An 11143-nucleotide genomic window follows, 5' to 3' on the forward strand; every position below is an offset into this window, starting at 1 on the left:
GCCCGTCCCGGATGCGACGCAGCCGCGAACGTGTCATCGCGAGCGCGAGATGCTGCAGCGTGCCCGTCTGCCCGTCGGTCAGGTCGAGCCACTCGACGTCGTAGAGCGTGCGGGTCGGGCCCGGTACCACCGCGACGACCCAGGCGCGCGGCGAGACCGTGAACCGGCGACCACCGACGACGTGGTCGATGCGGACGAGCAGCGTCGTCCCCGCCTCGACGTCGTCGCCGACGTGCTGGAGCGTCGCCCCGCTCCACGACGCGTCGTGCAGATTCCACGCGCCGCACGGCCGCAGCTCACCGTCGTCGACGGCGAAGACGAGCACCGGCACGTCGAGTTGCACGCGGAACGAGTAGCGGCGGCCCCACTCGTCGGGGACGAACGGTTGCCCGCCGCCGGTCGTGAACGGGTCGCGCGCAGGCATGGCCGTCTCCTGCCCCGCGACTCTCCTCGAGCACATTGTCGGCAGGAAGCGCCCGAGGATTGAGCGGCCCGTCCGAGGACCGAATCTTTGCCTTCTCGTTGCGGTTCGTCGCGCCGATTCTCAGCCCGGGCGCCGATCATCACGGACGCCGAGCCAGTTCGAGGAGGGGTCGCCGCGGTGAAGACGGAGGTCGGGTCCGAGCGCGGGCCGTCGGCGGGTGCCGACGGCGCGGCGGGCGTCGTCGGGAACGCGCGGCTGACCGGGACGCTCGGCGCCGTCCTCTTCGTGCTGCTCGCGATCGAGGGCGTGACGATCCTCCGCGTGCACCGGCTCGTCTCGGCGCACGTCTTCGTCGGGATGCTGGTCGTGCCGCCCGTCGCGCTGAAGATCGGCACGACGACCTACCGGTTCGCCCGGTATTACCTCGGTGATCCCGGGTACGGACGCAGGGGCGCGCCCCCGTTGCTGTTGCGCCTCGCCGGCCCGCTCGTCGTCGTCACGTCGACGGCGGTGCTCGCGACCGGCATCGCCGCGCTCGCCGCCGGCCCGGGCACGCACTGGCTCCTCGAGGCGCACAAGGCGAGCTTCATCCTCTGGTTCCCGCTCATGACCGTGCACGTCCTCGGTCACGTCATCGAGACGCCCGCGCTCGCTCTCGCCGACTGGACACGACGCGCGCGACACGGTGACGGGCCCGCGCGCGGAGCTGCTGTACGCGCGGTCGTCACGCTCGTCACGCTGAGCTTGGGGGTCGTGCTCGCGGTGCTCTCGCTGGGCTGGGTCGGCGCCTGGCACTGACGCAGGCCCGTCGCGTCAGGCCGGTTCCGTGAAGATCCCGCCGATCCCCGAGTGGATCTCGATCCACTCCGCGCCCTCGTCACCCGCGCGCCACGAATACAGCGTGTCCGGCATGAACGAGCCCATCCCGGCGCGGACGTGGGTGTTGCCGAAGATCAGCTCGCCGCGCAGCACGTAGTCGACCTGATAGGTGCCGTGGCGGTGCGGCTTCACGCGCTCGCCGGGCTTCGCGGTCTCGTGGTACACGCACAGCTTCGGCGTCTGCACGATCGGCTTCGTCACGAGGTCGCGCCCGAGCAGCTCGAGGTACTCGTCGGCGTCATCGGCGCCCGCGAGGAGCTCCGCGTTCGTGTAGCCCGGGATCGCGGCGACGTCGAACACGAACGGCCGCAGCCGCTCCTCGTCACCGTGCAACGAACCGTCGGCCGCCGTCATCGCGCACCTCCACTCCTCGTCCTCGCATGCGAACGGACGGCATGATCGACGGGCCGCGTGCGGACGTCCAGGCCACCGGCCCGATCGCGCGGGATCCGCGCCCGCCGGCGGCCGCGCTCGTACCATTCCGCTCGCGCGGTCGATGTGCCGTGCAACCGGGGGATCACCGGTCCTGGGGCCCAGGGCCGGAGCCGCACATCCTGAGCGCGGGCTCACGCCCGCGGGGGGAGCAGGGAGGCGGTGATGAGGGCACGATCGGTGCGACGCACGCATCCGGGTGTCTCTCGCAGACCGAGGCCGCAGCTGTGCCGGCCCCGCGAGATCGGGCGCCCCTGCGCCGACGGGCCGCCGCCACCCGACGCCACGTTCGTCGCGCAGATCGTCCTCCACATGTCGCACGCGCACGCGGCCGACGAGAGGATCGACCGCGTGCTCGACGACATCGTGACGGGCCTCCGCACACAGGGCGCGCCGGCTCGCTGAAGCCCGCCTCCACGGCGTGGCGCAGGTCGGTGGCCCGTCCGTCGCGGGTCGGCGATGATGGGCGACCTTGCCGGCACGCGATGGGGACGGGATGGGCGATTCGCAGTTCGAGCTCCGGGGCGTCAACCACCTGGCGCTCGTGTCGAGTGACATGGCGCGCACGGTCGCGTTCTACGAAGGCGTGCTCGGCATGCCGCTCGTCAAGACGATCGAGCTGCCCGCCGGGATGGGACAGCACTTCTTCTTCGACTGCGGCGGCGGCGACATGCTCGCGTTCTTCTGGTTCCCCGACGCGCCCGACGCCGCGCCCGGCGTCGCGGCGCCCGCCGCCCGTCCCGACACCGGCGACCTCACGAGCGCGATCGGCTCGATGAACCACGTCGCGTTCGACGTCGCGCCCGAACGCATCGAGGAGTACCGCGACCGGCTGGTCGCGGCCGGCGTGCCGTGCAGCGAGATCGCCAACCACGACGACAGCGAGTGGGGCATCAGCAAGACGATGCACCCGGGCGTGTTCGTCCGCTCCGTCTACTTCCAGGATCCCGACGGGATCCTGCTCGAGCTCGCCGCGACGACACGCGCGTTCACGCCCGACGACGTCCGCCACGCGCCCGCGACGTCGCGACAGCGCGTCTGATGCCGAGACTCGAGCCGGTCCGGCGGGCGTCCGACAACCCGCCGATCGTCACCGCGATGTACGACCTCGTCTTCGGGCCCGGACGCGACCCCGTGGCCGAGCCGGGCACCGCGACCGGGACGCGCGGCGACTGGTGGACCGTCTTCGCACGCGTGCCCGATGTGCTGCAGCACTGCGTCGACGGGTTCGCGCTCTACCAGAGCCCGCGGCGCGTCCTCGACCCGCAACTCCGCGAGCTCGCGCAGACGCGCGTGGGCTGGGCGCGTGCGAGCCGGTTCGTCTTCTCGCAGCACTGCAAGGCGTGCCGCGACGCCGGCATCCCCGACGCGAAGATCGACGCGATCCCGGCGTGGCAGGTGGCGTCGTGCTTCGACGAGCGCGAGCGTGCCGTTCTCGCCTACACGGACGCGCTCGTCTACGACGGCGGGCGCGTGGCCGACGGCGTGTTCGACGCGCTGCGACACGCCTTGAGCGAGGACGCGATCCTCGAGCTCACGTACATCGCCGCGCTCTACGACATGCACGCGGTGATGAGCCGCGCGCTGCGCACGGAGTACGACGACCACGACGATCCCGTTGCCGAGATCCCGGATGCGGCCGGTGCCTGAAGAGGAGCGGCTCGTGATCCTCGCCGCCGACCACAGGGCGCGCGGCGTCACGACGATCGAGCGGTGGGACGACCTGCTCGGCGCGCTGCGCGCCGCGCTGCCGCTCTGCGACGGGCTGATGGCGACGACGCGGCCGCTCGTCGAGCTCCGGGACGCGCTCGCGCCCGGCCAGACGTCGTGGCTGTCGCTCAACCGCACCGGCCTCGCCGGCACGCCGTTCGAGCTCGACGACCGGCTCGTCGCGACGTGCGCGCGTGCCGCCGATCTCGGCTGCGACGGTGTCAAGCACATGATCCGCATCGACCGCCGCGACCCGGTCACCGCCCGCGCGCTCGAGCTCCTCGGCGAGGTCCTCGAGGCCGCGCGTGTGCTCGGGCTGCGAACGATGATCGAGTCGCTGTCGTGGCGCGACGGCGCGATCGACCGCTCTGTCGACGGCGTGGTCGGCGCCGCGGTGATCGCGCACGACCTGGGCGCGGACATCTTGAAGCTGTCCGTCCCGGACGCCGAGCCCGGTCGCGCGCGCGTCGATGCGGTCAGGCGCGTCGTGGGCAGCGTCGGCGTGCCGGTGCTGTTCCTCGGTGGCCCGCGTCGCGACGACCGCGAGGCACTGCTCGCCGGGATCCGCGACTCGATGGACGGTGGCGCGGCCGGCGTCGCGATCGGTCGGGCCGTCTACCAGGACCCCAACCCGGCCGGGATGGCGAAGGCGATCACCGCGATCGTCCACGGCTGACCGGCCGCTCCACGGGTCGAACTCTGGGGGATCAGCGGTACGGAAGCCCGTCGATCTCCCAAAGGTCGGCTGTGGGCGGTCGCCGGGTGCGTCAGTCGCGCAGCTTCCGCAGGACGTCGAGCACGGTGTCGTTCGTCGGGATCTGCCACTGCTGCGTCCCGACCGAGTCGAACCGCACGATCCCGCCGCCGTCCACGACGAACACCGCGGGCCGCTGGCCGAGGCTCAGCGCGCGGCTGCCGACGTCGTACGCGTCGAACGTGCGGTGGTCGACGTCGGCGACGATGGGGAACGGGAACGGCCCGCGTGCCGCATACCGCTCGAGGGCGGACGGCCCTTCGGGCGCGATCGCGACGACCCGGGCACCCAGCTCGGTGAAGCGGCCGATGTCGTCCCGCAACTGCGAGAGGTGCCGGCGGCAGAACGGTCAGCCGAACCCCCGCAGGAAGACCAGGACGACCGGGCCGTGCGTGAGCTCGTCGGCGAGGTGAACGGTGTGCCCGTCGACGTCGTCGAGCGAGAAGTCGGGAGCCGGCTGGCCGACGGAGGCGGTCGCGCTGTGCGTCACCACACCGGATCCCTTCGACGTCCGGGGCGCCCGCATCGCGCGGCCGCGACCGCGGGCACGTCGCTCAGCTGCTGTGGACGGGATCGAGCGCGGCCACGCTCGTGCAGTGCCAGTGGTACCAGCCCGTCTCCGCGAGCTCCTCGGTCACCGGCAACCACGCGGCCTGGACGTAGATGGCGTCCTCGTCGAGGTCCGCGATCTCACGGCCGCAGCCCGGACACACCCCACGCCCGCTCACGAGCCCCATCATGCGCAACCGGTGAGCGCGGGTGGTGGATTTCCGGCCCCTTGTACGCGACGGGAGCCCGGCGCAGCGCCGGGCTCCCGTCGACGACGCGGGCGAGGAGCTACCCGCAGGTGTTGTGCCCCTCGACGGTGTTCGGCGATCCGGGGCTGCCGCCCGTGTTGACCGCCGGGTTGTTCCCGGTGCACCGCGCGTTGCCGTCCACGACGTTGGACCCGATGTCGAACTCGTCCTTGTCGGTGTTGTTCGTGAACGTCAGGTTCCCGTCGATGTGGTTGCGGATCACGCCGGCCCAGATGCCCGCGTACCCCCGCACGCTCACGGGACCGTCGATGTGGTTGTCCTCGAGGTCGTTGAAGTTCACCGGCTGATTGCCGGCGGCCTGGTCCGCGGCGGGGTTGTCCGCGCCGCCACCGCGCAGGCTGACGGGTCCGTCGATGCTGGCGTTGTGGATCTGCACGCCGGTGGCGTCGTCACCCAGAACCGGTCCGTCGATGCGGTTCACGAGCGGTCCACCAGGTGTCTCGGTGCCGATCAGCAGGACGGCACCGCTGCGCACGTGCACGGAACCGTCGACGTCGATCGGCGACGTGTTCTGGGGAGCGGCGAGGACCGCGCCGCGTTCCAGGGTCAGCGAGCCGTCGACACGGAGTTGCGCGGTCGGCGACACGAACACGAGCGCGCCCGCACCGATCCGCAGCGGAGCGTCGACGCTCACGCGGCCGTTGATCTGGCAGTGCGCGCCGGGCGGAACGACGAGCCGCTCGAAGTGTCCCGGTCCGGTCGGGCCCGAGCACGTCGCGGAGTCGCTGCTCGCGCCGGCGGTCGCGGGCGCGCCCAGGACGACCATCCCACCCGCGAGCGCGCACGCGGCACCGAGGGTGATCAGTCTTCGGATCATGGCCCTGCCTCTCTCGTCTCGGTTGTCGGCTCGACCGCCGCGACGCGCCTCGACGCGACGCACAGGAGCCGCCTCTCCCCCGAGCGCCCGGGACTGTACCGATCGCGCGCCGTGGCGTCACTCGGTGAGCCTCGGTCGCGTCCTCATCCGGGTGGGACCGTCCAGTGGACGAGGTCGCTGCTGCGCGCCACGCCGAGGCGGGCGTGCCCTTGCTGCGCGAACGTCACGAGCTCCGGGGAGTCCGCGTACACGAGGTAGTAGCGCCCCTCGACCGTGTGGCGGTCGACGAGGAACGCGCTGTTCGCGTGCTCGTACGTCGAGCCGGTCGCGCCCCGCCCCGGGTTCCACGACTCCTGGGGCACCACGAGCATCCGGCCCGCCGACCACTGCAGCCATCCGGACGGGACGCGCGGGTCGCCGGTCAACATGAACAGGAAAGGCCGGTCGAGCACGTTGCTCGTCGCGAGCAACGCGAACCGGCCGCCGAGCCGCAGGAACTGGTAGTTCTCGATCGTGTCGCCGTAGACGCTGATGTCGGGTCGCCCGATCGTGACCCATGGCCCGTCGAGCGAGCCGGTCGTCGAGCGCGCCAGCTCGAACGCCTGAGGACCGTTGCGCCCGCCGACCTTGTCGCCGAGGAGCAGGCCCGCCGGCGTCCACACGAGCGCGGCGTCGATCATGCGGTCGCCGGCCGTCGGATGCAGCTCGTGCGCGAGCGGGCGCGCGGGGGAGAAGTGCTCGAAGTCCGTCGTGGTCCGGTAGTAGAGCTTCGACTCGCCGCCGTCGACGTCGTGCGGCGACGACTGGAACGTGACGACCCAGCGACCGTCCGGCGCGCGCACGACGTCGGGCGACGCCTCACCGCCGACGCGCGGGTCGTGGGGCACGAAGCGCAGCCTCGACCAGTGCCGCATGTCGCGACTCGTCGTGATGCCGATGCGCCACGCGCCGTCCGCGCCGATCGACGAGAACAGCGCGCGCCACCGGCCGTCCGCGAAGACCATCGCAGGATCCTTCGTCGCGCGCGTCGCGTACCCGATGATCGGGTTGTGCAGATGCGACCACGCGATCCGTGGCGCGTCGCCGCGGTCGGGGTCGGCAGCCGCAGCAACGGCGGTCCCGAACGTCGCGAGGACGTACGCGCAAGTCGCGATCACCGCGACCGCCGCGCGGGAGCGTGTCACGCGCGGTCCTCGCGCTCGCCGTAGTCCCCGAACGGCCGGTCCCGCTCCCGCCAGCCGACCTCCTCGGCACGCGCGACGAAGTCGAGGCCTTCCTGCGTGTGACGGGCGACGCCGTCGAAGACGAAACCGAGCAGGCGGCTCGTGTCCGGCTGGTACTGGTGGCGAGCGACGTCGTTGAGCATCCACTTCATCATCTGGAGCTGGTTGAGCGGCAGGAGCGCCATCCGCTGCGCGAGCCCCGAGGCGTGATCCAGCAGCGCGTCGTCGGGCACGCACTCCAGGATCATCCCGACCACGGCCGCCTCCTCCGCACTCAGCTCGTCGCCGGTGAAGAGATATCGCTTGGCGCGCTCGAGCCCGAGTCGCGCCACCCAGACCCACGGCGCCTCGGGCACGCCCCACACGCGCGCGGGTGGGTAGCCGAAGCGCGCCGACTCGCCGGCGACGATCACGTCGGCGTTGAGGACCATGTCGGTGCCGCCCGCGACGCACCACCCTTGGACGGCGGCGACCGTCGGCTTCGAGATCGTGTGCAGCTTGGCGAACGTGTTCCCGAACCGTCCGATCATGCGCACGTCGGCGACGGTGTCCCAGACGCGCCCGCCGGCGCCGTCGCGGTCGGCCTGCGCGGCGGTCGACCAGTCGAGCCCGAAGCCGGCGCAGAACGCGCGGCCCTCGGCGCGGACCAACACGACCCTCACGTGGTTGTCGGCGTCGGCATCGTCGAGCGCCGCGTCGAGCTCGTCGCGCAGCTGCGGTGTGATCGTGTTGAACTCGCCGGCGCGGCACAGCACGAGATGGCGCACGGCGCCGTCGTCCTCGACCCGGATCGCGGGCTCGGTCACGACGGTTCGAGCAGCACGAGTGGGATCTCGCGCGACGTCTTCTGCTGGTAGCTCGCGTAGCCCTTGTACCGCGACGTCACGCGCGGCCACAACGACGCGCGCTCCTCTGCGGTCGCGACGCGCGCGTGCATCGGTCGCGCCGGCGCGCCCGCGAACGCGACCTCGACGTCGGGGTTCTCGCGCAGGTTGAGGAACCACGCGGGATGGCGGTCGTCACCGCCGCGCGATCCGACCACGACGATCGTGTCGGCCTCCTGCAGCGGCGAGGTGAGGATCACGGTGTGGCGGCGACCCGTCTTCCGGCCCGTCGTCGTGAGCTCGAGGACGGGCATCCGCCCCGCGTTCCACCCGACCCGCCCGCCCGTGAGCTTGAGCACACCGCGGTGGAACGCGTTCAGGCCCTTGAAGACGGCGTCCCCCGGCATGGCCACACGATACGAACCGCCGGGCTCCGCTGCACCGCGACGGCACCACGAGGTCGCCGCGCGTCGTGACCCGAGGAACACTGGACGGTGACGAGGGCGAGGCGCACACTGACGCCGTGGGCGTGTTCGACGTCGACCGGTTCGTCGACGAATGCCGGTCCGCGGTGAGCTCGGACGACGCAGCGGTGAACGTGAAGGAGATCGTCGGGCGCGCCATCGCCGACCCTATCGCCGTCGATCGTTGCCTCGGCGTTCCCGCGCAAGGCGGCATCACGACGCTCCACCGGTCTCCGGAGATCACCGTGCTGTGGATCGTGTGGCCACCGAACGTTCGGCTGTTCCCGCACGACCACCAGATGTGGGCCGCGAACGGCATCTACGCGGGAAGCGAGGACAACACGCTCTACCGGCGCACTGGCAACCACATCGTCGTGTCGGGCCGTCGTGCGCTCGACGCGGGCGAGACGCTGCTGCTCGGCGCCGACGCGATCCACGCGGTGGCGAACCCGCGCTCCGGCTACACCGCCGCGATCCACGTCTACGGCGGCGACTACTTCGCGGCGGCGCGCAGCCAATGGGATCCGGAGACGCTTCGTGAAGCCCCGTTCGATGTCGAGAGCGTCCGGCGCGTGCTTGCCGCAGCCGACGACGCAACCCGGATCGCTCGATGATCTTCACACAGCACTACCTCGGATGTCTCTCGCACGCGTCGTATCTCGTCGCCGACAGTTCGACGCGACGCGCAGTGGTGGTCGATCCGCAGCGCGACGTCGACGTCTACCTCGAGCAGGCCGCGGCCGAGCACCTGACGATCGAGCGCATCATCGAGACGCATGTCCACGCCGACTTCCTCAGTGGTCACCTCGAGCTCGCGTCGAAGACCGGCGCGGTCATCTCGTACGGCGCGGGGGCGGACGTCGAGTTCCCGATCGACGAGCTGCACGACGGCCAGCGCATTCCGCTCGGCGATGTGACCCTCGAGATCCGCTCGACGCCGGGTCACACGCCCGAGTCGATCTGCATCGTCGTCTTCGAGCACGCCGACGACGACGTGCCGTACGGCGTGCTCACCGGCGACACGCTGTTCGTCGGCGACGTCGGGCGTCCCGACCTACTCGCGTCGGCGTCCCCGCACTGGTCCGCCGAGAGGCTGGCGCGCGAGCTCTACCACTCCGTGCACGACAAGCTCCTCGACCTGCCCGACGCGACTCGTGTGTTTCCCGCGCACGGTGCGGGATCGTCCTGCGGGAAGCAGCTCTCGACCGAGACGAGCTCGACAATCGGTGAGCAGCGGCGCACCAACTACGCCTTGCAACCGATGTCCGAGGAAGCCTTCGTCGCGGCGGTGACCGAAGGTCAGCCAGCGCGACCGCACTACTTCGCGTACGACGCGCGGCGGAATCGCGAGCTCCGGCCCTTGCTCGACGAGCAGTTGCCTCCGCCGCTCACGCTCGACGACGTGCTCGAGAGGCAGAGGGACGGCGCGATCCTCCTCGACGCGCGCGAGCCGACCGACTTCGCCGCCGGTCACCTTCGCGGCGCGATGAACATCGCGCTCCAGGGTCGCTTCGCCGAGTGGGCGGGTGACGTGCTCGAACCGGACTCCGACATCGTCCTCGTCGGCGATCCTGCGATCGCGCTCGAAGCGAAGCTCCGGCTCGCGCGCGTCGGCTACGACCGTGTCGTCGGACAGCTTGGCGATCCCGCGGGCGCGTTCTCGCTCCGACCCGATGTGGTGGAGACGAGCTCACGGCTGACGATCGAGCAGCTCGCGGAGCTGCGCGGGCTCGAGCCCGACCTCCAGCTCGTCGACGTGCGCGGCCCCGGCGAGACCGCAGCCGGGGCGCTGCCGGGTGCTCGCGAGATCCCGCTGCCCGCGCTCACCGACACGCTGGCCGCGCTCGACCCGAACGCGCCCGTCGTCACGTACTGCGCGAGTGGCTACCGCTCGCAGGTCGCTGCGAGCGTGTTGTCGGGCGCGGGGTTCGTCGACGTCTCGGATCTGCTGGGCGGGTACGCGGCCTGGGAGGGGGCAGGGCTCCCGACCGCCACCGGTGTCGCGGCGAAGGCTCCCGCGACGCCACAGGTCGGCGCGCGCGCGGCGCGCGCCTTGCTCGACGCGGGCGCGCTGCTCCTCGACGTGCGCGAGCCGGACGAATGGGAGAGCGAGCACGCACCCCGCGCGCAACTCGTGCCGATGGCGAGCGTGAAGGCGAACCTCGACCGTTTGCCCCACGACCGCCGGATCGTCGTGATCTGCCGGTCCGGCGGTCGCTCTGCCGCGGTGACCGACTCGCTGCGGGCATGGGGCTACGACGCCGTGAACCTCGCAGGCGGGATGTGCGCGTGGGCGGCGGCCGGGCTCCCGGTCGTCACGGGCCGTGCGGAATCGGTCAGCGGCGTCGACGCCCGGGCTCGTCGTGCACCGCGAGGAGCCGCTCAATTGTGAGACGTCCCTCGCCGCGCTGATCGGCGGCGTCACGATGCCGAACGCGCGCTTCTACGTGCGCAACCACTTCGCGACACCGGTCGTCGACGAGGCGACCTGGCGCCTCTCCGTGTCCGGACTCGTGGAGCGGCCGTTGGAGCTCGATTTGCGCGAGTTGAAGGCGATGCCGTCGCACTCGCTCGTCGTGACGCTGGAGTGCGCGGGGAACGGTCGTGCGGCGTTCGACCCGCCGGTCGACGGCGAGCAGTGGCGTCTCGGTGCCGTCAGCACGGCGGAATGGACGGGTGTCCCGCTCGCCGAGGTGCTCGATCGTGCGCGACCGGCGGTCGCGGCCTCGCACGTGCTGTTCCGTGGCGCGGATCACGGAACGGCGGAGACCGCGAGTACGCCGATGCACTTCGAGCGC

Annotated in this window: 15 protein-coding genes and 2 pseudogenes; 8 read left to right on the plus strand and 9 right to left on the minus strand. The window is 71.7% G+C overall.

What is annotated here, in order from left to right; translation table 11 throughout:
• On the minus strand, positions 1–424 hold a 424-nt coding region (locus VFC33_05765), incomplete at its 3' end, for a PilZ domain-containing protein (GenBank protein ID HZR12741.1).
• Between the two features lie 177 nt (positions 425–601).
• On the opposite strand from VFC33_05765, the gene VFC33_05770 reads away from it, so the two are divergent.
• A complete protein-coding gene (locus tag VFC33_05770) occupies positions 602–1222 on the plus strand; it encodes a hypothetical protein (GenBank protein ID HZR12742.1) in 621 nt (206 codons plus the stop codon).
• Between the two features lie 15 nt (positions 1223–1237).
• Here the strand turns inward: VFC33_05770 and VFC33_05775 are convergent, their stop codons facing one another.
• Positions 1238–1657, minus strand: coding sequence for a cupin domain-containing protein (locus tag VFC33_05775; GenBank protein HZR12743.1), 420 nt, complete (start codon positions 1655–1657; stop codon positions 1238–1240).
• A gap of 574 nt (positions 1658–2231) precedes the next feature.
• Here VFC33_05775 and VFC33_05780 point away from each other — a divergent pair.
• The 3 genes from VFC33_05780 to VFC33_05790 are packed head-to-tail and all read left to right on the plus strand — an operon-like array spanning position 2232 to position 4121.
• Positions 2232–2777: a VOC family protein gene (locus tag VFC33_05780; GenBank protein ID HZR12744.1), complete on the plus strand. Its 546-nt coding sequence runs from the start codon at positions 2232–2234 to the stop codon at positions 2775–2777.
• Positions 2777–3385 (plus strand): carboxymuconolactone decarboxylase family protein, encoded by a 609-nt coding sequence (locus VFC33_05785; GenBank protein HZR12745.1) that lies wholly within the window; start codon positions 2777–2779, stop codon positions 3383–3385. The genes VFC33_05780 and VFC33_05785 overlap by 1 nt, the downstream gene beginning before the upstream one ends.
• On the plus strand, positions 3378–4121 hold the full coding sequence (locus VFC33_05790; protein ID HZR12746.1) for a hypothetical protein: 744 nt from the start codon (positions 3378–3380) through the stop codon (positions 4119–4121). Before VFC33_05785 ends, VFC33_05790 begins: the two co-directional genes overlap by 8 nt.
• 91 nt (positions 4122–4212) lie before the next feature.
• Here the strand turns inward: VFC33_05790 and VFC33_05795 are convergent.
• The 7 genes and pseudogenes from VFC33_05795 to VFC33_05825 all read right to left on the minus strand — a co-directional run bounded on the left by VFC33_05795 (position 4213) and on the right by VFC33_05825 (position 8288).
• Positions 4213–4536, minus strand: a pseudogene (locus VFC33_05795) (redoxin domain-containing protein).
• A 12-nt stretch (positions 4537–4548) separates the two neighbouring features.
• On the minus strand, positions 4549–4689 hold the full coding sequence (locus tag VFC33_05800; GenBank protein ID HZR12747.1) for a hypothetical protein: 141 nt from the start codon (positions 4687–4689) through the stop codon (positions 4549–4551).
• 64 nt (positions 4690–4753) lie between these two features.
• A complete protein-coding gene (locus tag VFC33_05805; GenBank protein ID HZR12748.1) occupies positions 4754–4927 on the minus strand; it encodes a hypothetical protein in 174 nt (57 codons plus the stop codon).
• Between the two features lie 109 nt (positions 4928–5036).
• The gene (locus VFC33_05810) at positions 5037–5834 is read right to left on the minus strand and encodes a hypothetical protein (GenBank protein HZR12749.1); all 798 of its coding nucleotides are present in this window, start codon (positions 5832–5834) and stop codon (positions 5037–5039) included.
• A gap of 143 nt (positions 5835–5977) precedes the next feature.
• Complete coding sequence (locus tag VFC33_05815) at positions 5978–7018, minus strand: hypothetical protein (GenBank protein ID HZR12750.1); 1041 nt, start codon at positions 7016–7018, stop codon at positions 5978–5980.
• Positions 7015–7863 (minus strand): enoyl-CoA hydratase-related protein, encoded by an 849-nt coding sequence (locus VFC33_05820; GenBank protein HZR12751.1) that lies wholly within the window; start codon positions 7861–7863, stop codon positions 7015–7017. Before VFC33_05820 ends, VFC33_05815 begins: the two co-directional genes overlap by 4 nt.
• The gene (locus VFC33_05825; GenBank protein ID HZR12752.1) at positions 7860–8288 is read right to left on the minus strand and encodes a nitroreductase/quinone reductase family protein; all 429 of its coding nucleotides are present in this window, start codon (positions 8286–8288) and stop codon (positions 7860–7862) included. The genes VFC33_05820 and VFC33_05825 overlap by 4 nt, the downstream gene beginning before the upstream one ends.
• 116 nt (positions 8289–8404) lie before the next feature.
• Here VFC33_05825 and VFC33_05830 point away from each other — a divergent pair, with 116 nt between their 5' ends.
• The 4 genes and pseudogenes from VFC33_05830 to VFC33_05845 form a co-directional block, all read left to right on the plus strand.
• The gene (locus VFC33_05830) at positions 8405–8959 is read left to right on the plus strand and encodes a hypothetical protein (GenBank protein ID HZR12753.1); all 555 of its coding nucleotides are present in this window, start codon (positions 8405–8407) and stop codon (positions 8957–8959) included.
• Positions 8956–10323, plus strand: a pseudogene (locus tag VFC33_05835) (rhodanese-like domain-containing protein). Before VFC33_05830 ends, VFC33_05835 begins: the two are co-directional and overlap by 4 nt.
• Before the next feature lie 75 nt (positions 10324–10398).
• A complete protein-coding gene (locus VFC33_05840; protein HZR12754.1) occupies positions 10399–10737 on the plus strand; it encodes a rhodanese-like domain-containing protein in 339 nt (112 codons plus the stop codon).
• Positions 10709–11143 (plus strand): molybdopterin-dependent oxidoreductase (locus VFC33_05845; GenBank protein ID HZR12755.1); only part of this gene is annotated, 435 nt, incomplete at its 3' end. The genes VFC33_05840 and VFC33_05845, both read left to right, overlap by 29 nt.

The organism is Acidimicrobiia bacterium (genome assembly GCA_035651955.1).
In the GTDB taxonomy this organism is placed as follows: Bacteria; Actinomycetota; Acidimicrobiia; order IMCC26256; family JAMXLJ01; genus JAMXLJ01.